At 66.5% G+C, this 26079-nt stretch carries 16 protein-coding genes; 4 read left to right on the forward strand and 12 right to left on the reverse strand.

Going from position 1 to position 26079, the window contains the following annotated elements:
* Window positions 1-3: 3 nt before the first annotated feature.
* The 4 genes from LVJ94_20060 to LVJ94_20075 are packed head-to-tail and all read right to left on the reverse strand — an operon-like array spanning window position 4 to window position 6828.
* Complete coding sequence (locus LVJ94_20060; protein WXB09513.1) at window positions 4-1107, reverse strand: histidine kinase; 1104 nt, start codon at window positions 1105-1107, stop codon at window positions 4-6.
* On the reverse strand, window positions 1104-4349 hold the full coding sequence (locus LVJ94_20065) for an efflux RND transporter permease subunit (protein WXB09514.1): 3246 nt from the start codon (window positions 4347-4349) through the stop codon (window positions 1104-1106). The genes LVJ94_20060 and LVJ94_20065 overlap by 4 nt, the downstream gene beginning before the upstream one ends.
* Window positions 4346-5671, reverse strand: coding sequence for a TolC family protein (locus LVJ94_20070; GenBank protein ID WXB09515.1), 1326 nt, complete (start codon window positions 5669-5671; stop codon window positions 4346-4348). Before LVJ94_20070 ends, LVJ94_20065 begins: the two co-directional genes overlap by 4 nt.
* Entirely contained in the window at window positions 5668-6828 is a 1161-nt protein-coding gene (locus LVJ94_20075; protein ID WXB09516.1) for an efflux RND transporter periplasmic adaptor subunit, read from the reverse strand. Before LVJ94_20075 ends, LVJ94_20070 begins: the two co-directional genes overlap by 4 nt.
* A gap of 290 nt (window positions 6829-7118) precedes the next feature.
* Between LVJ94_20075 and LVJ94_20080 the strand changes: the two genes are divergently transcribed.
* Window positions 7119-12368, forward strand: coding sequence for a type I polyketide synthase (locus LVJ94_20080; protein WXB09517.1), 5250 nt, complete (start codon window positions 7119-7121; stop codon window positions 12366-12368).
* Here the strand turns inward: LVJ94_20080 and LVJ94_20085 are convergent.
* Genes LVJ94_20085 through LVJ94_20100 form a run of 4 tightly spaced genes read right to left on the reverse strand, consistent with a single transcriptional unit; the run spans window position 12360 to window position 17330 of the window.
* Entirely contained in the window at window positions 12360-13190 is an 831-nt protein-coding gene (locus LVJ94_20085) for a class I SAM-dependent methyltransferase (protein WXB09518.1), read from the reverse strand. The genes LVJ94_20080 and LVJ94_20085 overlap by 9 nt on opposite strands.
* A complete protein-coding gene (locus LVJ94_20090) occupies window positions 13187-14863 on the reverse strand; it encodes an ABC transporter substrate-binding protein (protein WXB09519.1) in 1677 nt (558 codons plus the stop codon). The genes LVJ94_20085 and LVJ94_20090 overlap by 4 nt, the downstream gene beginning before the upstream one ends.
* Before the next feature lie 8 nt (window positions 14864-14871).
* Window positions 14872-16119: a hypothetical protein gene (locus LVJ94_20095; protein ID WXB09520.1), complete on the reverse strand. Its 1248-nt coding sequence runs from the start codon at window positions 16117-16119 to the stop codon at window positions 14872-14874.
* A gap of 56 nt (window positions 16120-16175) precedes the next feature.
* Window positions 16176-17330, reverse strand: a complete 1155-nt coding sequence (locus LVJ94_20100; protein WXB09521.1) for a metallophosphoesterase — start codon at window positions 17328-17330, stop codon at window positions 16176-16178.
* 60 nt (window positions 17331-17390) lie between these two features.
* Between LVJ94_20100 and LVJ94_20105 the strand changes: the two genes are divergently transcribed.
* Together LVJ94_20105 and LVJ94_20110 are read left to right on the forward strand one after the other, a co-directional pair.
* The gene (locus tag LVJ94_20105) at window positions 17391-19859 is read left to right on the forward strand and encodes a condensation domain-containing protein (protein WXB09522.1); all 2469 of its coding nucleotides are present in this window, start codon (window positions 17391-17393) and stop codon (window positions 19857-19859) included.
* A gap of 84 nt (window positions 19860-19943) precedes the next feature.
* Window positions 19944-20891 carry a PEGA domain-containing protein gene (locus LVJ94_20110; GenBank protein ID WXB09523.1) on the forward strand — a complete coding sequence of 316 codons (948 nt, stop codon included), beginning with the start codon at window positions 19944-19946 and terminating at the stop codon, window positions 20889-20891.
* On the opposite strand, the gene LVJ94_20115 is transcribed toward LVJ94_20110, so the two are convergent.
* The 3 genes from LVJ94_20115 to LVJ94_20125 are packed head-to-tail and all read right to left on the reverse strand — an operon-like array spanning window position 20888 to window position 23956.
* Entirely contained in the window at window positions 20888-21958 is a 1071-nt protein-coding gene (locus LVJ94_20115) for a 2-oxo acid dehydrogenase subunit E2 (protein ID WXB09524.1), read from the reverse strand. The two genes, LVJ94_20110 and LVJ94_20115, sit on opposite strands and share 4 nt — an antisense overlap.
* Window positions 21924-22937, reverse strand: coding sequence for an alpha-ketoacid dehydrogenase subunit beta (locus tag LVJ94_20120; GenBank protein ID WXB09525.1), 1014 nt, complete (start codon window positions 22935-22937; stop codon window positions 21924-21926). Before LVJ94_20120 ends, LVJ94_20115 begins: the two co-directional genes overlap by 35 nt.
* Window positions 22934-23956, reverse strand: a complete 1023-nt coding sequence (locus LVJ94_20125) for a 3-methyl-2-oxobutanoate dehydrogenase (protein WXB09526.1) — start codon at window positions 23954-23956, stop codon at window positions 22934-22936. The genes LVJ94_20120 and LVJ94_20125 overlap by 4 nt, the downstream gene beginning before the upstream one ends.
* Window positions 23957-24292: 336 nt before the next feature.
* On the opposite strand from LVJ94_20125, the gene LVJ94_20130 reads away from it, so the two are divergent.
* Window positions 24293-24520: an acyl carrier protein gene (locus LVJ94_20130; protein ID WXB09527.1), complete on the forward strand. Its 228-nt coding sequence runs from the start codon at window positions 24293-24295 to the stop codon at window positions 24518-24520.
* 11 nt (window positions 24521-24531) lie between these two features.
* Here the strand turns inward: LVJ94_20130 and LVJ94_20135 are convergent, their stop codons facing one another.
* Window positions 24532-25980 carry a serine/threonine protein kinase gene (locus LVJ94_20135; protein ID WXB09528.1) on the reverse strand — a complete coding sequence of 483 codons (1449 nt, stop codon included), beginning with the start codon at window positions 25978-25980 and terminating at the stop codon, window positions 24532-24534.
* Window positions 25981-26079 lie beyond the last annotated feature (99 nt).

Consider the following 26079-nt stretch of genomic DNA (forward strand, 5'->3'; position numbering starts at 1 on the left):
TGTTCATTCGGCGGCTCGCTCCTCTCTCTCGTTTCGCCCGTTTCGCCCGTTTCGCTCGTTGTGCAGCGGTACGGCTTCCATACGCACGCGGGCGACGGTCTCTTTGCCTTCGCGGCTCAATTCGAAATGGCCGCGCGCACCGCTGTGGAACGCGAGCCTTCGCTCGACGATGCTCAATCCCTGGCCGCCGGCGCGGCGAGGGCCGGGACCCGGTCCGTCGTCGCGAACCTCGGCGACGAGTGTGTCGCCCTCGATGGCGATGCGCACCGACAAGCGCGCCTCGGGCCCGCGGAGGGCGCCATGCTTCACGCCGTTTTCGACCAGCGGCTGCAAGAGGAGCGCGGGCATGGTCATGCGTTGGGCGGCGGGGTCGATGCTCCAACTGACCTGCAGAAGGTTCGCATGGCGGAGCTCGTGGATGGCCACGTAGCGGCGCAGCCACGACACTTCGTCGGCGACGCGGTGGGTCTCGCGAAAGCCCGTGGCCTCGCGAAACAGATCGCCCAGCGCGGCGAGCAGCTCGCGCGCTTGCACCGGATCGTCGGTGACGAAGCCGGCCACCGCGTTCAACGTGTTCAGCACGAAGTGCGGTTCGAGGTTGCTTCGTAGGCGCAGAAGTTCGGCCTCGAGGCGCAATTGCTCGAGCTCGCGTGCGCGTTGGTCGTGGGCGCGGAGCGCGGCGGGGAAGAGAATCAGGCCGGCCCACGCGGCGAGCATGGGAAAGGAGTCTCCGACGCTGGTGACGACTTGGTAGGCGAGCGTATTCGGCTCGCTCGGATCGGGGATGCGAAGCGGCAACTGCGGGAAGAGTTGCGCGAGGATGAAGGTGCCAAGGAAGCTCGCCACCATGATGGGAAACGCCGTGACGAGGCCCAACATGGCCGCACGGCCCAGCGGCCAGCCGATACGCTGCGCAAACGCGAAGGTGTAGAGCACCGAGGCCACGCCCAGCGCCAAGGTGAGGCTGAACACCAGCAACGTGCCGATGGTGTAATTCAGCGGGAGCGCTCCGAAGGCCGCGCGCGGAACGAGCGGTGCCGCGACGGCGAGGAGGCCGATCGCGAAACCGACGAGTCCTTGACGAAACGAGATGGGCGACCGATTCACGATGGCTCCATGTTGGGGGACGAAGGCGGCGGAGGTGCGGGCACCTTCGCGCGCCACGGCATCAGTCCGCGCAGCCGCCCGCCGACGCGAACGGTGAAGGCGCGAAGATCCTCGAGCAAGGTGAAGACGACCGGGGTCGCCAGCAGGGTGAGAAGAAGCGACAAGGTCTGCCCGCCCAGCACGCCGATGCCAATGGCGCGGTTGGTGCCGGCGCCCGCGCCCGAGGCGATGACCAAGGGCACCAAGCCTGCCACGAAGGCGAAGGTCGTCATGAGAATGGGACGTAGGCGGTGCAGGTTCGCGATCATCACCGCATCGGGGCGCGAGTGGCCTTCTCGCTCGAGTGCGAGGGTGTGGTCGACTTGCAGAATCGAGTTCTTCTTGACGATCCCGAACAGCACGAGCATTCCCAGCGCCGAAAAGACATTCAAGGTTTGTCCCGCAACCCCGAGGGACAGAAGGGCGAACGGCACGGTGAGGGGGAGCGAGAGAAGAATGGTGACCGGTACCAGCCAGCTTTCGAATTGAGCCGCCAGGACAAGATACATGAACACCACCGAGAGCGTTGCGGCCAGCAAGAACGCTGCCGCGGCCTTTTCGAGCTCCCGCGCGTTGCCCACCACCTCGGCGCGGTAGCCGGGCGGTGCGCCGAGCCGCGCATACGCCACATCGAGCGCGGTCACGACGTCGTCCTCGCCCACGCCGGGAAGCGCATTCATGAAGACAGTGACCTGCCGCTCGCGGTTGACGTGGCGGATCTGGCCGGGGGCGGGGATCCGCTCGAACCGGGCCAGCTCGTGAAGCGGAACCAGGTCGCCGTTTCCCGCGCGAAGGTCGACCGCGCGGAGCTGCTCCTCGGGCGCGGTCAGGGCACTGCCGCCCATGCCAAGGACGACGTTGATGCTCCGATCCACCGTCGCACCGCGCATCGAGCCGATCACGAGCCCGCTTCGACCCACCAGCCCGAGCGCATCGCCCACGTCGATGTGCGCCACGCCCAACTCGCGGGCCTTGGCGCGATCGACGCGAACGGCCAGCTGCGGTCCGGGGATCGTCGCGGTGGTGCCATGGTCGGTGGTGCCCGCGACGTGGCGCGCTTCGCCTTCGAGCTTCGACGCCGTCTCGGTGAGCACCGCGAGATCCGGTCCGCGCAGCACGTATTGCACGACCGCGGCGTCGGTGCCGCTTCCACCGAGATCGTTCACCGGGTAGACGAAGGAGAGTCCACCCGCGTAATGACCGTCCGGCGCAATCTCGTTGCGCACACGCTGCATGGTCTCGGCCTGCGTGCCCGGCGCGTCCATCGCGACGTACAGGGTGGCCTCGTTGGGACCGCGCCCGGAGGCATCGCCGCGCGGGCTGCCGACCATCACGACCGTGCGGGCAACCCCTGGCAGCGATCGCACGGCCCGCGCGAGCCGCTCGGCGGTGAGCTCGGTGGCCTCGAGCGAGGTTCCGTCGTCGAGCCGCAGGTACATTTCGAAGCGGCCTTCGTCCTCGGCGGGGAGGAACGTCTTGGGGACGAACATCCCGAGCGGCACCGTGCTGGCCAAGGTCAAGGCCAGCGCCACGAGCACCGTGCGCCGGTGCAGCATGGCCCATGCGAGCATGCGCGTGTAGATCCGGTCGATGACCCCCGGGGCGTGATCCGAATCCGGCGCCTGCCGCTCGCCGCGTGCCCAAGCGCGGTAGACCTCGCGTTCATCGCGCGAAACTGGCAGCGGCGGTGCCTTTGCCTTGGGCTGGGCCGCCGTGCGCGGCAGCCAGCGCCCGCAGAGCATGGGCGTCAAGGTGAACGCGACGCCCATCGAGAGAAGGATCGAGACCGACATGGTCATGCCGAACGACGCGAGGAAGCGGCCGACCAGTCCGCCCATGAACGCAATGGGAAGGAACACGGCGACCAGCGACAACGTGGTGGCCAGAACCGCGAGGGCAATCTCGCGCGTGGCTTCCACCGCGGCCTTGTGCGGCGGCAGCCCGCTGGCTCGTATCACGCGGACGACGTTTTCCAGCACGACGATGGCATCGTCGATCACGATTCCGACCGCCAGGGTCAGCCCGAGCAAGGTCAGCATGTTGAGCGAGAGGCCGAGCGCCTTGACGACGGCAAAGGTGCCGATGACCGACGTCGGAATGGCCAGGCCCGCAATGATCGTGGCCCGCGCGCTGCGCAGGAAGAACAGAACCACGATGGCCGCGAACACGGCGCCGAGAACCAAGTGCTCTTGGACGGCGTGCAAGGAGGCGCGGACGTAGATGCCTTCGTCGCGAACCACGGTCAGCTCGACGTCGGCGGGCAGGCGACCGCGCAGCTCTTGGAGGCGCTCGTGGACGTCGTCGAGCACCCGCACGGTGTTCTCGCCGGTCTGCTTGACCAGGCCGAGCACCAGCGCCGACTCGCCGGAGACCAGCGCCGTCGCCGTCGGTGTCTCGATGCCGTCGGTCACGGTGGCGACGTCTTGCAGATGCACCGTCGCGTTGCCGCGCTTGGCCACCACGATGGCCGCGAGCTCGTCGCGCGAGCCGGCCTTGGCGTCGAGGCGTACCGGCAGCGAGCGATCGCCGGCCGCGAGCTCGCCACCGGCCACGACCAGGTTGTCGCGTGCGAGCGCGCTCGAGATGTCGGCCGGCGCGAGCCCGAACGACGCCAGGCGCACCGGATCGAGATCGACGCGGAGCGCGCGCTTGCGGGCTCCGAAGATGCGCACCTCGCCGATGCCTTTCACGGCTTGCAGCTCGCGCCGCAGGGTCGTCTCGGCCAGATCGGTCAGCCGCACGGTATCGACGGTTCCACCCGGGCTTCGCACGGAAAGGAGCAGCACCGGCGCGGCATTGGGGTTGAACGCTTCGACCTGCGGTGAGCGCACGCCCATCGGAAGCTCCGCACCGAGCCGTGCGACCCGATCGCGTACTTCCTGGGCGGCCACGTCGGACTTTTTCTCGAGCACGAACTGCGCGAAGACGATGCTCTGGCCTTCTTGGCTCATGGAGTCGATGCGCTCGACGCCCGACACCGTGCCGAGCGCCGTTTCGACGCGTGCGGTGACCTCGGTCTCGACTTGCTCCGCGGAGAGCCCGGGCGAAAGCGTGGTCACGCTGATCCAGGGCACGTCGACATTGGGATACCGCTCGAGCCCGAGTCCCTGGAGTGCCGCCAGCCCGAGCACCACCGTTACCAGCGCGAGCACCCACGTAAAGACGGGCCGGCGTACGAACACCGCAATGACGTCGTTCTTCATCTCGAGCCTCCCCGATCCGGACGCGCGCGCCCGAGTGCGGCGTCGAGCTTCGCGCGCGACAGCCTGGTATCCACCAGCGCATCGGCGTGCGACAGCCCCGCGCGCACCAACTCGCTCTCGGCGATCACCACGTCGAGGGGTTGCGCCACCCCCGCGCGAAGCTCGGCCCGACGCGCCTCGGCCAGTGCCCGTGCCGATGCCAGACGCTCGCGCGCCAGCGCCACCCGGTCGCGGGCTGCTCGAAGCGATATCTCGGCGGAGCGGCGCGCCGCCGTGATTTCGCGCTTCACGGCCTCGACCCGCGCTTGCGCAGCCGCCCGCTCGTCGCGTGCCCGCGCCAGGTTGGCGGTGCCGGTGGTGAGGGCCGACGTGGACCACTCGATGGTCGCGAGAGCCTCCCAGGTGACGACGGGATCCTTCGTCGTCACCGCGAAGACGCGCGGGCTCGGGACGCTGACGTCGGCCACGCCGGACAGCGAGAGGCGCGGCAGGAAGGCCAGCGCCTCGCTGTCGACGCGATCGTCGGCGGCTTCCGCCTCGGCGATGGCCGCGGCCAGTGCCGGAACCTGCCCGCCGCCGTCGGTGGAGCGGATCTCACCCTCGAGATCCTCTGCGCTGTCGAATTCGCTTTCCGACACCCCGAGAAAGACCGCGAGCTCCGTCGCAGCCACCTCGACGTCGGCTTCCGCCGCCCGAAGCCGGAGGCCCGCTTCTTTTTCCGCCAACACGAGCCCGAGACCCGCCGTCCTCGGCGACGTGCCGGCAGCGACCCGCCGTTCGTGCTCCTCGACCTCGGCGTGCGCCACGCGTTGCGCATCGACGGAAAGATCACGCCCGAGCAGCGCGCGCCGCCAGGCCAGGTACGCGGTGCGCGCATCCAGCGCGATCCGAACCTCGGCACCGCGTGCATCGGCCTCGCGCGCGAGCGCCGTTTTTCCCGCCGCCCGCGCGGCCGCGGCCATGCGCAACCATGGATCGCTGAGCGGCGCGACCAGTGCGGCGCGGGCGCCGTAGCCGTCGAGGATCTGCGGAAACACGTAGTTCGAGCCATCGGGGAAGGTGATCGCGCGGTACCGCTCGGGCAGCGACGAAAGCCGCTGGTAGCGCCCCGAGAGGACCAACTCGGGGAGGCGCGCCCGCCCGGTTGCCCTCGCTTCGGAGTCCGCCGCCTGGGCCGTCGCCCATGCGGCCCGCACATCGGGGTGCTGCGCGAGCGCCACCTCGGCCACGCGCCGCTCCGTCAGGCGCATCGGCCCCTCGGCGTGCGCCTCGGACGTCGTCATGGCCGCCGCGAGCGCGACGAATGCCGCGAGCATCCTCATGGAGTCACCTGCATCCCGTCGCGGAGCTCGCGCGGTGCATCGGGCACGACGTCTTCGCCGTCGGCAAGGCCCCGCCGCACGAGGACCTCGTCGCCAGCCATCCGGAGCACCTCGGGAAGCCGCTCGCTCGCGCGGCCGTCGCGCACGACCCAGATCCGGGCCACGCCGCCCTCGTTTCGCACGGCGTTGCGCGGCACGATGACGACGTCGTCGCTCGCGTCGAGCAGCACGCGCACCGGGATGCGCGAGCCCGGAAGCAGCGACGACGGCGCCGGGTCGACCCGCGCTTCGACCGTCCGCGTGCGCGATTCGCCGGTGAGCCCCGGCGCAAGCCGCGAAATCTGGGCGCGGCCACCGTCGAGCTCGACCTGCTGACCGAGCGCAATGCTCGCGGCCTCGTGCTGGCCGACCTCGAAGCGCACCCGCAGCGAGCTCGGATCGACCACGCGCAGCACCGGAGCGCCCGCGGCGAGGACCTCGCCGGTCTCGACCAGGCGCTCGAGCACCACGCCGTCGTACGGCGCGCGCAAGGTGAAATCCGCGAGCGCCGCGCGGCTCTGACGAAGCGCCGCGCGCGACTGCACGACCAGCGCTTTGGCCGCGCGGGCTTGTGCCAGCGCGGCATCCCGCTGGGCACGGGCCGTTTCTTCGCCGCTCCGCATCCGGAGCAAATCCTGGTCGCTCACGGAGCCTTGCGACGACAGCGTCTCGGCTCGGCGTCGCGCGTCGGCGGCCACGCGCACCGCTTCCTCGGCCGCCACGACCTCGGGTGACCGCTCCGGATCGCGGTCTCCGGCGAGGCGCGCCTCGGCGCCGGCCACGTTGGCCACGGCACCCTCGGCCGCCGCACGTGCCTCGGCGTCGCGAAACCGCGCCAGCGCGTCGCCTTTGTGCACCTTGTCGCCACGCTCGGCGAGCAGCACCTCGAGCCGGCCGCCGGCCACCGCCGAAATCACGGTGTCGCGCGCCGCCAGCACCGTGGCCTGATAGGTCAACGTGCGCGGCACCTTGGCCGCCCGCGCTTTGACCCGGGTCACGGTCAGTGGGATCGGTTGCGGAGGCGCCTCGTCGTGAGCTTGCGCCGGATGCGAACAAGCCACGCCGCCGCCCACCAGCGAGAGCCCGCCCAAGAAGAGTAAGAACCGAAGACCATCCATGTCCGCAGAGAGTGTGGCGCCTGCGCCGTGGATGCCCTCGGTCGCGTACGAGCGGGGGGTGGCCGCGTACGAGGCGGAGGTTGCCCCGGACCAACGGGGTTCCGCGCCTTCAACCCGGGTTTTTCCCGTGATTCTCCCCCCTACGCGCCCCACTCGAATGTCGCATAAGATGCATTATGTAAACTTTCGCGAAAGGCCGATGGGAGGGCCGCGGCGGCCGGCGCGATGGGCCATGGCGAAGCCTGGGAACGCATGTTTCGCTCTCTTCCTTTGCCGGAGGCGCCGGCATCATGCGGCCGATGAACGTGCACGAGCCGATTGCGGTCGTCGGTATGGGGTGTCGGCTGCCGGGCGGTGTGTCGTCCCCGGACGCGTATTGGAGATTGCTCTGCGACGGGGTCGATGCGACCTGCGAAGTCCCGAACGGACGCTGGCCCGAACTGGATGCGCTCTGCGCGCGCGGTGCGATCTACACGCGACGCGGAGGCTTCCTCGCGGAGTTCGACCCGTTCGCGTTCGACGCGTCGTTCTTCGGCATCTCGCCGCGCGAGGCCCTGGCGATGGATCCCCAGCAACGCTTCTTGCTGGAGGTCGCGTGGGACGCGCTCGAGGACGCGGGCCTCCCGCCTCGGAGCCTGGCCGGCGGGCGCACGGGCGTCTTCGTGGGCATCTGCGCGAGCGACTACGCCGAGTCCAAGGATGCGCGCGATGTGTACTCGGGCACGGGCAACTATTTCAGCGTGGCCGCCGGCCGCATTGCCTACGTGTTCGACTTCCGAGGCCCCGCCATGGCGGTCGACACGGCGTGTTCGTCGTCGCTGGTGGCGGTGCACCTGGCCTGCCAGAGCCTCCGACTCGGCGAGTGCAACGTGGCCCTGGCTGGCGGGGTCAATTTGATGCTGTCCCCGAGCAACACGGTGTACTTCTGCGCGCTCAAGACGATGGCGCCCGATGGGCGGTGCAAGACGTTCGACGCGTCGGCCGATGGGTATGCGCGTGGCGAAGGATGCGTCGTGCTCGTTCTCAAGCGACTCGCGGACGCCGTGGCCGCGGGCGACGACGTGCGCGGCGTGATTCGAGGTTCGGCGGTGAACCAGGACGGCCGAAGCAACGGGCTTACGGCGCCCAACGGGCTGGCGCAGCGGGACGTGGTCCGCGATGCTCTTGCGAATGCGGGACTCGAGCCCGCGGACGTGGCGGCCGTGGAGGCACATGGCACGGGCACGCCGCTGGGAGATCCCATCGAGATGGAGGCGTTGGCCGCGGCTCTGGGCGAAGCTCGCCGGGCGCGGCTGGTCGTGGGCTCGGTGAAGACGAACTTCGGCCACCTCGAGGGATCCGCCGGCATCGCCGGATTGCTCAAGATGCTGCTGGCCGTTCGGCATGGGCAGATCCCGCGCCATTTGCATTTCGACGCGCCGAATCCCGAGATCGCGTGGGACGAGCTACCGGTGGTCGTTCCGAGCGCGAGCATGCCGTGGCCGCCCGGCCGCCGCATCGGTGGCGTGAGCTCGTTCGGGCTCAGTGGCACGAATGCCCACGTCATCGTGGAGGAGCCTCCGGAGGCTCCTGGTAAGAACGACGAGGCGCCGGATGGCGATGGGCTGCTGCTGATCTCCGCGGCCAGCTCCGACGCGCTCGCCGTGCGTGCCAACGCATTCCGCCAAGCCGTGGCGGAGGCCGGAGACGGCCGCGGTCTCGCGGACCTTTGCTACACGGCGGGAGCGCGGCGCGCCCACCTGCCCCATCGCGTGGCCGTGGTGGGCGGCGTTCACGGTGCGAGCATGCTCGAGGGGCTCGATGCCTTCCTCGCGGGCCAGCCGCTCGCGACGGTGGCCACGGGGGCTCACGAAGGCGGAGGCTCCCGGCGGATCGCCTTCGTTTTCCCGGGACAAGGCGCACAATGGCCCGGAATGGGGCTCGAGCTGCTCGCCGAGCCAGCGTTTCGCACGGTGTTCCTTCGCTGCGACGAAATCGTCCGCCGCGAGGCCGGCTGGTCGCTGGTCGAGGAGCTCTCGCGCGACAGCTCCTCGACCCGCATCGATGCGACCGAGGTGACACAGCCGGCGATGTTCGCGCTGCAGGCGGGCGTGGTTGCGCTCCTTGCATCGTGGGGGGTGACGCCCGATGCCATCGTCGGGCACAGCTTCGGCGAGATTGCCGCGGCCTACGCCGCCGGCGCGATCGGCGTCGAAGACGGCGTGCGCATTGCGCTTCAACGCGGGCGCGTGATGAAGGCCTCGTTCGGCAGCGGGCGCATGGCGCTGGTCGAGCTTTCGGTGGCCGAAGTGGAACGCACGGTCCCGCAGCTTGGAACGAGTGTGTGGATCAGCGGCATCAACGGCCCGAAGTCGGTGGTGCTGGCCGGCGATGGCGCGATCATCGTCGACGTGGTTCGCGGGCTCGAGGAGCGCGGCATCTTCGCGCGCGTGCTCTGGGGCGAATACCCGTCGCACTCACCGCGGATGCTGCCATTCGGGCGCGATCTGGTCCAGTCGATCGCGGGCATCGAGGTGCGCGAACCCACGGTCTTTCTGGTCTCGACCGTCACCGGCCGCGCCTACGCGCCGGGTGATTTCGCGCCCGCGTACTGGGGCCGCAATCTGTGCGAGCCGGTGCAGTTCGAGGTCGCGATGCGGCAGCTGGTCGCCACCGGCGCCGACGTCTTCCTGGAGATCGGTCCGCACCCGCAGTTGACGAAGTCCATGCGCGATGGCCTCCCGGCGCAGGCGGTGGTCCTCGGGTCGTTGCGCCGGGACAGCGGTGGGCGGCAGGCGCTTCTCTCGGCCGTTGGGGCGCTGTACGCCGCGGGGTGCGATTTCCGGTGGGAGCAGCTCTTTCCCAAAGGCCGTCTCGTGTCGCTTCCGCGCTACCCGTGGCAACGCGAGCGGTATTGGCAAGGCCGCCGGCCCGGGCAACGCGAACCCATGGTGCACCCGCTGCTCGGGCGCGTCGCGTCGACCGACGGGCACGCGTTTCGATGGCGCAACACGTTGACCGCCGAGGGTCTGCTCGGCGATCACCTGATCCACGGCGAACCCGTCATGGCGGGCGCCGTGTACATGGAGATGGCGCTCTCCGTGGCCCGCGAGATGTTCGGCGGGCTGGAAACGGTCGCCGTGGAAGACCTGCGGCTGCACGCGGTCTTCGTTCCGCCGCGCCAGCTCGAAGCCGTGGCCGAACGCGAGCCGTCCGGCGACGTGCTCCTGCGATTCGCCAGCCGCAGCCGCGATGGCGAAGCCCCCATCGAACATGCCTCGGTGCGCCTCGTGGCAAGGCCCGCGCATGCCCGCGAGCCCCAGGACATCGAGGCCATCCGCCGCCGTTGCCCAGCGCTCGTTCGCCAGGCGGATTGGCTCGCCTTCCTTGGCCGCGTTGGCGTGCAGCTCGATCGTGGCTTCGTGTGCATCGAGCAGCTATGGCGCGGTGAATCCGAGGCGATCGCCCGCGTCGCCATCTCGAACGATCTTGACTCCGAGGCCCGAGGCTTCTGCCTCTACCCCGCGCTGATCGAAGGCGCGGTGGAAGCTCTCGCGGTGGCATGTCTGTACCAGCGACCCGAGTTGGCGATCCCCGTGGCGATCGACTCGATCCGCTTTCACCGCGAGCCCGGATTCAAGGCGTGGGCTCACGCCACCGTCCGTGACGATGTGGACGGTTCTCCCGGTGGCGACAGCTTTCTCTTCGACGAGAATGGCGACATCGCACTCGAATTGCGCGGTGTCCGACTCCGTCGGATCGATGCGGCCGCGGCATCCGCGGAGCGCGTGACGGATTGGTTCTACGAAGAGGCATGGGAACCCCAGCCTCCCCTACCCCCCGTGAGCCGCTCGGCCGACCCCGCTCCGAGCAAGGCGAAATGGCTCGTGTTCGCCGATCGCCTCGGAACCGCCGCAGGACTCCGTGGGGCACTCGCCGAACGCGGCGACGCGTGCCTCCTCGTGTACGCAGGCGATGGATACGAAGAGATCGAACCGGACGTGTACTGCATTCGACCGACGCGGGCGGACGACTTCGCGCGTCTGTTGATCGACGCCTTCGAAGGCAGTGTCTGCGCGGGCGTGGTGCATCTCTGGAGCCTCGACGTGGCACCGTTCGAACGGACGACCGTCGAGTCCCTCGATGCCGCGACGGACATCGGGTGCATTTCGGCGCTGCATCTTGCGCGCGCGTTGGTGGCCACGAAGCACCGACCGAGACTCTGGCTCGTCACATCGGGGGCGGTGCCTTTGGGCGCTGCCTGTGTCCAGGCTGCGCAGGCGCCGCTCGCGGGGTTCGGCAAGGTACTCGCGTTGGAACATCCGGAGTTCTCCTGCACCAGCCTGGATCTCGACCCGCGTGCCCGAGGGGACGTTCGCCCGTGGCTGCCCGAGCTCACGCAGCCTGGTCCGCGCGGCGGGCGGATTGCCTACTGCGACGGCGTTCGCTACGCGCCTCGATTGGTCCAAGCGAAGCTTGGGGCGTTGGCGCCGGACGACGTTCGGCTTCGGCCGGACGCCACGTACCTGATCACGGGAGGCACCGGCGGGCTCGGTCTCGCGTGCGCGCAGCGGCTGATCGATCGGGGGGCTCGCCACATCGCCCTGATCGCCAGGGGCAAGTCGAGGGCTCCGTCGGGCGTCCTCGAGGGATTGCGTGCGCGGGCGAACGTCGAGGTGTTCCACGCCGATGTCGCCCATCGCGACGAGCTGCGGGCGGCGCTTGCGGCGATCCGCACGGGGATGCCCCCCGTTCGCGGTCTCCTTCACGCGGCTGGGACGCTGGCGGATGCCACGATCCAGCATCTGACGGCGTCACGTTTCCGCTCGGTGCTGCCGGCCAAGGTCGCCGGTGCCTGGCATCTGCACGAGGCCACCCGCGAGCTGTCGCTCGATTTCTTCGTCTTGTTCTCGTCGGGGGCGTCGCTCCTTGGCTCGCCGGGGCAAGCGAACTATGCCGCGGCCAACGCGTTTCTGGATGCCCTCGCCCACGCCAGGCGTTCGCTCGGGCTCCCGGCCCTGAGCATCAACTGGGCTGCTTGGGCGGAGGTTGGGATGGTCGCATCGCGCGCAGAGGACGGCACGCTCTCGTCGTGGACGGGGGCGTCGCTGACCACCGAACAGGGGCTGCGCGCGCTCGATGTGCTGTTGCAGGCTCGCGTCGCCCAGTGCGGTGTTTTTCCCTTCGACATGGGCTCGCGGGCGGCCACGGACTCCGACGTTCCTTCGTGCCTCGTCCAACGGCTCCTGGCCGATCCACTCGCGGGAAAGGAAATCCTCGCGCCCTTCCTTCTCGATGGCGTGGCGCGCGTCCTGAAGATCGCGCCGTCGAAGTTGACGACCGATGCCCCCATCAACCACTTCGGGCTCGACTCACTGACGGCGATGGAGCTCAAGAATGCGATTCAAGCGGAGCTTGGCATCGCCCTCAACACCATCGCCCTGTTGCGGGGTCGCAGCATCGCCGACCTCACCGTAGAACTTTTCGAGCAGTTCCTCCTCAACCACATCGACGAACTTTCCGAGGAGGATGTGGCGGCCCTGACGAAGCAGCTAGAGTGATCGCGCGACCCGGGACCACGCGCTCACGAACGGCGGCAGCATCAGGACGCCACGTTGCGCCAAGGTCTCTGCCCGCAGCCGCGCCGCGAACGTATCGATGCCGATGTCCGCGGCGCTGGCGAGCTCGAACTTCTCGATCACCGGGAGCATGCTGTGGATGCCGGCCGCGATGTAGTCGTAGCCCGCCCAATGCGGACCACCACCCGCGGGCGCTTCGACGTGCATCCGAGGGGCCGGCAATCCGGCATCGACGAACGCGCGAAACAGCTTGAGCCCCATCTGCCGTTCCAGTCCCGCGCGCTCGAAGGCGGGAGGTGCCCAGTCCCATACCCGCGCAAGAAGGGGCGATGGCGGGAAAGCTACCGGGCCGATGGACCAGTCGATGTCTTGGAACGCGACGATTCCGTCCGGGCGAACATGGTCTGCGAGGTGACGCACGCACCTCGCCGGCTCCGGAACGTACGTAAGAACGAGGCGTCCGACGACGGCGTCGAAGTCATCGCCCAGCACGATGGTCCGTATGTCGCCTTGGACGAAGGAGACGTTGTGGACCTTCCGCTGGGCAACCCTCGCCCGAGCCTTCTCCAAGATCGAATCGTGGCTGTCGACACCGATGACCTGCCCGGTAGGACCCACGAGGTCCGCCAAGAGCAGCGCCACGTCTCCCCCGCCGCTGCCGACGTCCAACACCTTCATCCCCGTCGAGATCCCGGCCTCCTTGAACAGGCGCCGGGTGGTAGGGTCGAAGAGCATCGACTGCGCGCGCAGCCGCTCCGTTTCCGCGTCGGAGCGTCCCATGACATAAACCGACTCCTCCGTCATGGACAGGCCACCGTCCCCGTCACGACCCCGTTCCGGTAGAAGGCGCCGGATGGCCGGAAATTGGCCGCCTGACCGCTGTCATCGGCGCCAACACAGATGATCTGGATGTCGTTCTTTGCTTCGCCCACGGCGGGGTTGAAGTCGTGCGCCCCCATGGCGCCGTCGTAGTCGATGCTCTGATTCCGGGTCAGCGCGTCGAAGGCTTTCGAGATGCTGTCGGCGCCGGTCGTCAGCACGGGGGCCGGCGGGACCAGTTTTTCCAGCCCCGTTGCCAGGCTCGTACCCGTGAGCGGTTGATCCCCGAGCGCAACGATGGAGTAGGCCAGGAGATAGGTCGCATCGTATCCGCCGGCGGCATAGAAGCTCGGCGTCGCGCCTTCGTTCGCGCCTTGATAGAGAATCGTGAACTTGGAATAGAGAGGCCCGGTTCGGCCGGCCGCGCTCGCCATGATTCGGGTGCGAAGGCCCTTCGCTGCAGGTTGTGCGTTGATGGTCGCGAGAAGATTGGCCGTGAGTGTGGCGCCGGTGATGTTCAACCATCGAGGTCGATACGTCACCGTCCAGTTGGTTTCGGTGGGGCCTAGGATCTTCTGACTGATCTCGTCGGCGCCCCCCGCGAGGATGACATGGGGCGCGAAATCTTTCAGGCGCGTGACGGCCTTGGCGTAGGCGTTGTCTGGATTCGGGTCGGTGCTGGGGTCTCCGTAATCGACGTCCGTGTACTTCTGGGCGGCGAGGTTCTCGGCTGCCGACTTGTTGTCGTTGAACCGCATGTTGTCGAAGACGGTGCTCGCGAGGCCTCTCCCGAAGTTGTCGCCACGATGGAGGAGGGCGACCTTCATGGCCTCGCCCGCGGCGATGACCCCGGCGTCGCGAAGTTGCTTCTCGATCACGGGCACGAGCGCAGCATGGGTGAGCGCATGCTCGGTATCCGAGGGCACGGTGCGCCAGACGAGACGTTTCCCCCGCGGGTGCACGTCGAGTGTGGTGATGAGCGCCGCACCACCGGTGGGCCCCATGAGAAGTACGTCCGCACCGGACGCGTAGTCGGTCGCGAGTTTGGCCACGTTCGAGCTGAACGAAGGGCCGATGATCGCAGGGACGTGGACATCATCGATCAAATGATGCGCAGCCCGCATGAAATCCACTTGCTCGTTGCAAACCAGGAACGCCAGTGGACGCCGCGGTCCGCCATCCTTGGCGGGCGGCAACCCGGTGTTCGAGTTCAGCTTGAAGTCCTTCCGGGCGAGATCGACGGCATTGACGATCGGCGCCGCGGCCGAGGCCTGGGTTCCCGTGAGCGGCATCATCAGGCCGAGGTAGATCGTATTGTCGTTCGCGTAGTCGCTGGGATCGGCCAGTGGTGTGGCGCAATCCTCCGAGGTCAATTTGACACAGCGGTGCGTTGTCTTGTCGCAAACATGCGGCGCCTCCACCCCGAACCTCGTCGTGCACGTGGCGTTCGTGTCGCACCGGGTTTCATCCGTGATGCTCTGGCAGAGGTGGTCGCTGTTGCAGACGGTGGACGCGAACTCCGGCCCGAGCGCCGTGCAATCGTCCGTGCTTTGGCATTGCGTGGTGTTCTGCCCGAGCAGCGCGACACACGAGCTCACAGTGACGGTGATCGAGGACAATGCCGCAAGAACGGCGATACGAGAGAACGTTCGCACCATGGTACCCCCTAAATCTTGCGCACATAGGCGAGCAACGGAATCACGTCGGCGTCCGACAATTCGGGAAATGGATGCTTCAGGCCTCGCGCGAAGAAACGAAAAAGGCGCTGATAGTGAATCATGACATCTTCGAGCGTGGCTGCATTGTTGTTGTGAAAGTACGGTGCGGTCTTGGCGACGCCGTATAGAGGAGGAATGTCGAATCGATCGAAATCTTCGATCTTTCCAGTAATGAGGATCCGGCCAGGGTCGTCCGTTTCCCTGACCTGCTGACTACCATCGGGTAGCGTGATCGTATAACGACGAATTGGGAGTCCGTTGTTCTGGGGTAAATCGAACCCTGGGGGTTCGGGTGCGGAAACCCCCACGTTCGTGAACGTCGGAAGGTTCGACCCGTCGTAGGGGGGAACCAATCGTTTCTCGCGAAAGACGGTCTGCGTGGGGCCGCTGTGGCAGCCGGCGCAGAAGTCCTTGAACAGCTCCTTGCCCTTTTGCTCGAGGGGGGTGAGCGGCGGATCGGGATCGGGTGGGGTGGGATTTCCCGCCGATAGCTCGTGATCCATGATTCTCACGCCGAACGACGAGAACTGCGTGCGCTCGAAACGCGCGATCCGACCCAGAATCTCATCTCCGGGTTGCCGTTTGATCTCCGCGTGCGATTGCAAGGCGGCCAGTGCTTGCGCCTCGAGGTCCGCGATACGTCCATCGAATTGATAGGGCTGGCCGAACGATGTATTGCGAATCGTGGGCACGGCGCGAAAAATGTCGACTTCGGTCGCCGCGGGATCGTCCGTGAGACGTACATTCGGCGGAAGCGCAACTTTGACGCGAACGAGTCCTTTCGTTCGCAGTGTGGTGAAGTCGTCTGCAAAGTCATCCGCGTCGATCGCGCGGAAGAGCGGGTCATCCGCCTTCGGATTGACCTGGCGTGCTCGCAGCAAGGCTTGGTAGCGCGCCTCGGCCGTCTCCGGTGTCAGCGCAAAATGATCTTCGGGCCGATGACACGTCGCGCACGATCGCCGATTTCCCTCGAGCCGCGGGATGTCCGTGAAGAAGAGGAGAGCCCCGCGAAGCGCATCCAACCTCTCGCCCGGGTTCCGCAGATCGATGTCGACGGAAATGCCGAGGCCTTGGAGTTCACGTTCGGCGGCGACGATGGGATCTTGCTCTTCACGGGATTCGCTTGCACATCCTCCGGCCACTGCCAAGAAGATGGACCACCCCAACATCGAACTTCGCAAATTCGATATTCCCATGCGCTCTCTATTGCAGCATCCGCCACGGGGTCGTCCACTAGTATTGTTACTAAATGTTACTTGGGGTATTCCACTGTCCGTAGGGTATGCACGACGATGGCCGGGGCGACCCCCAATCGGATCGGCGGCCCCGAGGTCCCGAGACCAGGGTGGACGTACAATGAGGAGCGGCCCTTGCGGTAAATGCCCGATGGAAATGGGTGAAAGAGATGAAGCAACGAGGGATGCCTCTTCAGAAAGGGAACGGCGACCTGTCCTCCGTGCGTGTGCCCGCTCAAAGTAAGAGGGATTCCGGCGCGTTCTGCTTCCGCGAAGCGCTCGGGATCGTGCGATAAGAGCACCGAGGGTACACCCTGTGGGCAACCTGCCATGGCGAGTGCAAGATTGTCTCGTCGCGTCCAGGTATCGTCGATACCCGCAAGGTAGAGACGTGCTCCATTGCGGAGGAGGACCATCCCCTCGTTGCGGAGTACGCGAGCGCCGCGATGTCGTACGGCGCTTACCAGGCGTTCGGCATCCCCGAAGTAATCGTGATTGCCCAAGGACACGAAAACACCGCCGGAAGCGCGAAGAGCACCGATCACCTCGGCCGCATCCTCGAGAAAATCGGACCCGCCCACGATCAAATCCCCGGTGACGACGACGATGTCGGGCGCCGAACGGTTGACCCGCGCGGCCCAATGGCTTCCCCAGGAGGATGGGGTCATGTTCCCGATATGAAGATCGGAGAGGTGCGCGATCCGGTATCCGTCGAATCGGCGATCGAGTCCTTGGATGGGAACATCCAATTCACGCACGACGATCCAACGCCGGCGCACGAAGATGCCATATGCGGCAATTGGGAGCTGGATGAGATAAACACTAATATAAGGAGAAGGGATGGATCCCAGTCGAGGGACGTCCAATCCGAGCATTCGAATGGCGAATACCAGGGCGCACGGTACGAGGCCGAGTGCACACGCATTCCAGTGCACCAAGAACGGAAGCTCGATGAGCGCCACGAAATAGCGGTGTCTTCGTGGATCGTCGATCCATGCCCCGATGCGCGCGGAGAAAAACGCGACACCGGCGGCGGCGGATAGAAGCGACACCACGCAGCGTAGGCGTTCTTCCGTGCCCGCCAATGCGTCGTGCACGGCGGCGGCGAAAACGATGTGGGAGATCAGCGTCGCGAAAATCGTCGCCACGCGGATGCGATTCTTTTCCTTCATGAGGTGAGAGGCCAATGCGAATGGCTGCGCATGGCCTTCTTCTCATGATAACTTCCGCTCATGGGCTCTTGGACGGGAAAGTCCGAGGAGACGCCGAGAAGCGCCGTCCCCACGGATGCCCGAGCGAAGTTGCGGACGTTGCTCGAGCAACGCCGCGGAGTTACCCGCGAGCGATCCGCGCCCGCCGAGGCGGCGAGCGCGCCAAAGCTTGCGCGGACGCCGCTGTCGTTTGCCCAGCGGCGCATGTGGATAGCCCAGCAATTCGCGCCCGAGAGCGCCGCGTGCAACATCGGATACGGGATCTATCTGCGCGGTGCGCTGCGAGAAGGGGCGCTGCTTCGCGCCTTTCGCAATTTGGTGGCGCGGCACGAATCGCTTCGCATGTCGTTCGGCCTGCATGGCGGCGTGCCGACGCAGACGCCACTTTCCGAAGGCATCGAGGTCCTGGGAACCACCGAGGATCTCACCGCAATTCCCCCCGGCGCGCGAGATGCCGAGGTGCGGGCGCGGGTCATGCGCCTGTCGCGGCAGCCGTTCGATCTGGCCGCGGGGCCTCCCCTTCGTGCATCCCTCTTGCGCGTGACCGATGACGAGCATCTTCTCGTCGTGATCGTTCACCACATCAGCGTCGACGGTTGGTCCATCCTCCGTATCATCCTGCCCGAGCTCATCGCGGACTATTCGGCCTTGGCTTCCGGCGACGCGCTCCCTCGCCGGTCGAAGTTGCCGCGCTGGCAAGACCTGGTTGCCGGGGAGACCGCGCAACTTCGCGATGCAGATCGCGACGTGGCCTACTGGCGCGACGCGCTGGCTGGAGCCCCGGCGCACATCGATTTTCCCAACGACGGTCCGGCACCCGAGTTTGCCCGCAGCCGCGGCGACCGCCGTCGCCTCCGCGTGCCGAACGATCTCTCGCGGGCCCTCGACGATTGCGCGCGGCGTTGCAACGTGACCCTCTTTCCCCTTCTCGTCACAGCGGCGTGCGCGACGTTCGCACGATGGGCGGATCAGGACGATATGGTGATCGGGCTGGTGAAGTCGGACCGTTCACGCCACGACCAGGAGGGCAGCGTGGGGGCCCTGGTCAACCACCTCCCCTTCCGTTGCCAGGCGCCCCACGATCTTTCGCTCGGCGCCCTGCTCGAGCGGGTGAACGCTTCGTTGACGACCGTGCTTCACGAGCACGCGGGCCTCCCCTTCGAGCGGGTGGCTGGCGCCGTCCTGGCGGCACACGGCGTGCGCGCGGCACCGCTCTTCAACACCATCGTTCAAGTGCACGCCTTTCCGCTTCCACAAGGGCGGTTGGACGACGCCGAGGTGCACGCGCGCATGTCGGCGCTTGGGATGAGCGAGTTCGAGCATGACTTTGGGCGTCTGTCCGTCGCGGGGCTCGAGGGCGGATTCGGTCCCGTCTACCACGGGGCGGCGCCACGCGAGCTTCGCATCCTCATGGTGCGCCACGACGATGGGGATACCCTCGGCTGCGAGTTCGACATCGATCGATTCGACGGGCGCACCATCGATGCGCTTCTTCGTACCGTGATGGCGGTGCTCGCCGCGGTCGCGTCGGACCCGGAGCGCCTCGTGGGCAGTCTCGCGCTCGATGCACGCCTCGACGCCAGCAAGACCGAACGCGCGAAGGTTGCCGACTCACCGGAGATGCTGGCGCACGTCGCCTCCACCCTCGCACGGAGAATGTCGACTTCCGTTCCACCGCAGGCGCTCGTCCGGTTTGCCTCCGACACTCTGGGCGTCGACGTCGCCGCGCTCGATGTGTCCGTCGGTGAGCTCCTCGCCTCCCCTCCCCTCGCCCGCGCAGCCCGAGTGCTGCACCGCCCCACGCACGGGTCCCTCGTCCGTCTTCGCGAAGGGGCTGGCACGCCGCGAATCATGGTTCATCCTCTCCTCGGGCGGCTCGACGGCTATCGAGAGCTTGCCCGTCGCTATCCCGGAGATGGCGCCGTGTTCGGATTCGAGGCTCCGGCCGCACACGAAGGCCTCGCCGCGCACCGCTCGGTGGAGGAGATGGTCGCCGCGTACGCCGACGCGTTGTTGGACGCGTTTCCAGACCGTCGATGCACACTTGGCGGTTGGTCGTTCGGCGCGCTCGTGGCGCTGGCCATGGTGGAACGTCTCACCGCGCACGGGGGCGTCCAGATCGAGGGCGTGGTCCTTTTCGACCCGTGGATGCCAAGCCACTCGGAGCCCACCGATCTCGCCATCGGATTTGCGCACGAGTTGTGGTGGTCGCTACGTGGAAGTGCTCCACCCCCGGCGATGGACAATCGGCCAATCCGATTGCCGGAGATAGCCGCACGTGCCACCGCCGAACGGCTCGTTGGAAGTCCGGATGCCGTCTTTCGTTATTTCGATCTTTATCAAGCTCACGAAAAGATCGCGCTGGCCCATACGGCTCCGGTCTGCACCAACGAGGCTATGGTGTTCTGTAGGCAACCCGACGGCACACCTCCTCTATTTGGAGCCGCGTTGGACGAGGTGATTGCATGCCTGTCGACCCTGTCGGCATAAATTGCCGCCAGTCCGTCACCGTCAATGCCAAATAGTTTCGATTTGGAACCCAACCTTCCGCCGTGGAGTTAGATTCGGAATCAAATGAAGAGGACCTCGCATTACGTCGCCCTGCTCTTGGTGGCTTCGCTCGTTTCGTCGCCGCTCGCCGCCCGTGCCGAGGATCCCGCCCCGTCGGCCACCGTCGATGCGGCCAAGCTCGAGGAGGCGCGCGAGCGTTACAACAGAGGTTTGCGGCTTTACGATCAAGGGAACGCCTTGGCCGCCCGCATCGAGCTCGAACGCGCCTACGAGCTCGTGCCCAGTTATCGCATTCTGTACAACATCGGCCTTTGCTATCAAGCTTCCAACGACTACGTCGGCGCCCTCCGCACCTTCCAGCGCTATTTGATCGAAGGCCGAGACGAGATCTCGGACGATCGCCACGCGGCCGTGAACAAAGAGATTCAGAACCTCAAACCGAATATCGCATCGATCACGGTTTCAAGCAGAGAGCCCGGTCTGGCCATCTCCGTGGATGACGTTCCGGCGGGACAAACTCCCCTCCCGGAGAAGATCTTGCTCAATCCCGGCACCCGAAGGATCACCGGCAGCAAGAGCGGATTCTTACCCCAGACCAAGTCCGTCGTCCTCGCCGGCAGCGACAATGCATCGGTGAGTTTCGAGTTGGTGGCGCTTCCAGTTGCCGGCGCTAACAAAGAGAAAGAGAGCGGCAGTGCCCTCCCCTACGTAGCGTGGGGGTTGACCGGAGCGCTCGCGGCTGGTGCGGGCATCACGGGGTACTTGGCCCTCAGAGCGAACGCGGACCAGAACGACATCATCGATCACTCCGGGGCGACCAGCGCCCAGGTGGAGGACGCCCGCGACAAAACGCGAACGTTCTCCATCGCGGCGGATTGCTTGGTTGCGGCCACCATCCTCACGGGTGGTATTGCGCTCTACTTCAGCTTGCGCAAATCCGACAAGCCCTCGTCCGGAGAGACGGCCGCCCGCGTGACCCCGGGCGGTGTCAGCATCGTCGGCCGCTTCTAACGGAAGTCACCGGCGGAGATGGCGCGCAGCGGATCGGAGAGGCGATCGCGAACGTCGCGCAAGAACTTGCCGGCCGCGCGCCCGTCGAGGGCCCGGTGATCGAAGGTTAGCGCGAGGTACGCCATATTTCGTACGGTGAGCTCGTCGTGGACGACGGTGGGCCGGCGTGTCGGGCGGTTCAGGGCGAGGATGGCCACTTGTGGAGCGTTGAGCAGCGGCGTGGCGAGCAAGCCGCCTCCGTGCCCCGCAAAGGTCACGGTGAACGTCGCCCCCGCGAGATCTGCGGGTCTGAGGCGACGCTCGTGAGCGTCGGCCGCGAGTGACAAGAGCCGCTCTTCGAGCTCGTCGAGCGTGAGCTTTTGGGCATCCGCCAGGACGGGGACCAGCAGCGCGTCGTCCGTCTGCACGGCGACGCCGACGTGAACATCGTCGTACGCGAGCAGCTCGAGCCCCCCTTCGTCGAAGATCGCATTGGCCTGCGGCGTTTCTCCGAACGACGCAATGACGGCTTGGATCAGGAATGGCAGGTAGCCGACCCCCGAGGCTTGCTGGATGCGATCGAGCATCGTGAAATCGGCCTCCTCGACCACGGTGACCGAGGGAATGCGTTGGGCGAACGCCAAGTGCTCCGCCGCCGCCCGTCGCGCGCCGCTCAAAGGGATCCGTTGGTGAGAGCCCTTGGGCGGCACGAACGACATCGCCTGGGGGTGGAGCGACACCGACGGTGGCGGGGGCGCCGGCGGAAAACTCGAGAGAAGGCCGGCGTACCCGTCGCCCTCGCGGGACGGAGGCCGCACCGTCTCATGGCAACGGGCATCGCTCTCCGGGTTCTCGGGACCAATGTCGACGAGAACGCGCCCCACCGTGACGACCTCCTCGGGCGCGGCAAAAATGCGCAAGACCACGCCGCCGCAGGGCGCCGGAATGTCGACGGTAGCCTTGTCGGTCAGCACGGCGAGCATCGGCGCCTCCGGCTCGATGCGCTCCCCCTCGCGGACGTACCAATTTACGATGGATGCCCGACTGATGCCCTCACCGAGATCGGGCAGACGATACAACGTTCCCATCCTTCGATTCTCCCAAAGCGCGTTTGACGGCATGAACGACGCGCGCCACGTTCGGCCGGTGATGATCTTCGAGTTCCGGAAAGGGGTATGGGACATCGAAGCCGCAGACCCGTTGAATGGAAGCACGCAGCCGGACGTCCCTGCTCTCGGCGATGCGCGCCACCACTTCGCTGGCCACGCTGCACGACCGCGCGGCTTCCTGAATGACGATGATCCTCCCCGATGCACAGGCCCGCAACATCCCGATTTCGTCGAGGGGCGAAAGCGTCCGCAAATCGCATACGTGGCACTCGATGCCGCGTTGGGCAACGAGATCGGCCGTCGTGACGGCCACGTCGACCATGCTGCCCCATGCAATCAAGGTAACGTCCGTGCCGTGCCGTACGGTGCGCACCCTGCCCAGCGGCGTCGTATGTTCGCCATCGGGCACCTCGCCCTCGAGCGAGCGATAGAGCTTCTTGGGCTCCAAGAAGATGACGGGATCCGGATCGCGAATGGCGGATGCCAAGAGGCCTTTGGCGTCGGCCGGGCTGGAAGGTACGACGACCTTGAGGCCCGGGGTGTGGCAAAAATAGGCCTCGGGCGACTCCGAGTGGAGCTCCGGCGCGCGAACGCCGCCGCCGCTGGGCATGCGCACCACCATGGGCATGGTGACCGAGCCGCGCGTTCGCCAACGATAGCGACTCACATGCGCGAAGAGCTGATTCATCGCCGGGTACGAGAAAGAGTCGAATTGTATCTCGCAGACGGGACGCAGCCCGGCCATGCAGAGTCCAACCGCCGCGCCCACCATGCCCGCCTCGGAGACCGGGGTGTCGAAAACCCGCTGCGCACCGAATTCGCGCTGCAGACCTGCCGTCGCCCGAAAGACGCCGCCCGAGCGTCCGATGTCCTGCCCCAAGAGAACGATGCTCGGATCGCGCAGCATCTCTTCGCGCAAGGCGGCGTTGATGGCTCGAACGAAGGTGAGAACACTCATCGTGCCCGCCTCGCCGCCTTGTGGGCCAGTTCGCGCACCAGCTCACGGTCACGGGCGAGTGCGGCCGGAACTTCGGCCAGGGTGTTCTCGAACAGCAGATCGACGCCGGCGGCGGGCATGGCCTCCGCCTCGGCGATGGCCTCGTTCATGCGTTCCCTCGCCTCGTGACGAAACGCGGCGAGTTGCTCGGACGAGGCAATACCGTCTCGGAGGAGTCGCGCGGCGAAGGCCTCGACGGGATCTTGCTCGCGTGCGCGCGCCATTTGCGCTTCGTCGCGGTACTCGCTCGCGTCGTCCGAGACGGCGTGCCCCAAAGGGCGAAACGTGACGCACTCGATCAACGTGGGGCCCTGGCCGCGGCGTGCGCGCTCGGCCGCACGGTGCACGGCGTCGTATACGGCAACGATGTCGTTTCCATCGACGCGCTCCGCGGGGATGCCATAACCCATGCCCTTGTCGGCAAGCCGTGCGGCGCGCGTCTGCTTTTCCAGGGGCGTGCTGATGGCCCATTGATTGTTGCTGCACAGGAGGACCACCGGCGCTTCGGTGAGTGCCGCAAAGTTCGCCCCTTCGTGGAAATCTCCTTCCGACGTGGCTCCGTCCCCAAAGAAGGCGAGGGCCACCGTATCGCGCCCCTGCAGACGTTCTCCCCATGCGAACCCCACGGCATGGGAAACATGCGATCCCACTGGGACGCTGAGCGGGGCAACGCGATGGGGACGAGGATCCCAAAAGCCCCGATGGTGACCGCGGGCGGCGGCAAAGAGAATGGACGGGGACAATCCGCGAAGCATTCCCACACCACCTTCGCGGTACGAGGGAAATATCCAATCGGTGGGACGGAGCGCCCGCGTGGCGCCCACCTGAATGGCTTCGTGCCCGCGCAGCAGTGGCCAGTTCCCAACGCGGCCATGCCGATGAAAGACGACCAACCGTTCGTCGAACGCGCGAAGAAAAATCATGGATTGCGCGAGGTCCAGCAATCGTTCGTTGGAAAAAGCCAACTCCACGTGATTCATTCGACGACTCCCCGGTAGGTATTATCGAACTTTATCCAACCAATACTGCCGTCGATGCGCTGCCGGCGGATGTCATTGAAATGTGTCTTCGTATCTGGAATCGAAGATGGGTTTGCGCAAACTTGCGATGTTCCGACGATGCGATGCTAAATCATTGATTGCATGGACGCGCAAAACGAAATCCATTTGTCGAACTTGGTAAATCTCTCGGCCCAGGAACGGCGTGCACGCCTGCTTCTTTTCATCGAGGGATGTGTGCGTTCGATGCTCGATGCCGCTGGGGCTCTTTCCATTTCGCGCAGGAAACCATTGCGCGAAATGGGGGTCGATTCCTTCATGGCGGTACGTCTTCGGCAGGCCCTTCAAGAGGCGTCGGGCGATCGCCTGCCCGCGTCGCTCCTTTTCAACTATTCCACCATCGAAGCACTGGCCGAGCATCTCACCGTACGATGGGCCTCGGCTCGCCCTGCGATGGTCACCCTGCCCGGTTCGGAGATCATCGCTCGCTTGAAGGACATGTCCGAGGACGAAGCGCGGGCCTTTCTGGCGGCCGTGAAGGCCTGACTCGGGGAGTTCTACTTTTTCCAGGGGTCGTCCTTGTCCAGCGGATGTGTGGGGCCCGACGGTTCCACCACCGTCGGCAACGGAGGTGGTGATGGCGCGGGCGTTGGTGCCGGTGCGGGTAAGACGGCGACGGCGGTCGGTACCGGTGGCGGCGTAACGCGCGCCCTTGCCGCTTGAGGGCGCGCTTGTGCGGGGGGCGCAGGTGAAAGAGGCGGAGGCCTCGCCGGCCGAAGCCGCTCCTTCTCCAACATCACCTCCACGTGCATGCTTGCAGCGACCTCGGTCTTCGCAGGTTGCGCGGCCGGCAAGACCGGTGCGCTCGACCCGCTCGCCGCGACCGGATGCGTCTGCGGCCCGGTCGACGGAGCGCGCGCGATGAAGGCCGCCGCCACGAGCCCCAAAGCAATCGCGAGCCCCGCGCCCGCGAAGCCCCAATTCATTCGCGACGTGGGCGGCGGTGGGATGGGGGGCGACGGCATGGCGTCGATTTCGACCGTCGCCGTCGCGGCCGCCGGCTCCAGCCGGGGCAGTTGCGTCACATGGGTGATCCCCGTCGTCGTCGTGCTGGCGGAGAGGCGCGCCTCGATGGTCGCCCTCACCTCGCGTCGTCGCTCCGCAAAGGCTTCGCTCACCATGCTCGCGACATCCGCCGTGCTGGCACCGCCCAGCGATGCGATCACGCGTTCGAGCTCTGCATGCATGGCGATGGCCGTCGGGTACCGCTCGGCGGGGTTGGGCCCCATCGCTTTTTGGCAGATGCGCACCAGCTCCGGAGGAATACCCCGCTGCGGCACCGGCGGCGGGATATCGCGTGACGCGAGCGCATGAAGAGCGGCAACTTCGCTGCTTCCCGCCCAGAGACGCTTGCCGCTTACGAGTCGCCACAAGATGGTGCCCATCGAAAAAATGTCGGCGCGCCGATCGATCTGGCCCGCCATGGCCTGCTCCGGCGACATGTACGCGAGCTTGCCCTTGATGATGCCGACCTCGGTGTGACTCTTCGAGTCGCTTGCCTTGGCGATGCCAAAGTCGAGAAGTTTGGTCGTGCCCTCGTAGGTCAGAAAGATGTTCTGCGGCGACACGTCACGGTGGACGACGTTCAGCGGTGTACCGTCGAAGTCTTCGAGCTCGTGAGCGAAATGGAGGCCAACGCACGCGTCGGCGACGGCCCGGAGGACGACGTTCAGTCGGCACTTGTCGGGGGGAATGCGGCGTAGCACCTCGTCGAGGCTGTGGCCTTCGAGGTACTCCATGGCCATGAAGTACCGAGTGCCATCGAACCCGACCTCGTTCGTTTGCGCGACATTAGGGTGATTGATCCGGGCGGAAAGTCGTGCCTCCTCCAGAAACATTGCGCAAAAATCGGATTCATCGGCCAGGGAGGCACGCAGGAACTTCAGCACCTGCAATTTGTTGAAGTTGCCGGGACCTTGAAGGACCGCGAGCACGACATCGGACATTCCTCCGCGCCCGAGTTCGAAGAGGAGACGATAGCGTCCCGCAGTGCCGGGAGCGGTCGGAACGACGAGGGATGAGCGAACGGAGGACGCGGGGGGCGG

This window comes from Sorangiineae bacterium MSr11367 (genome assembly GCA_037157805.1).
GTDB lineage: Bacteria > Myxococcota_A > Polyangia > Polyangiales > Polyangiaceae > Pendulispora > Pendulispora rubella.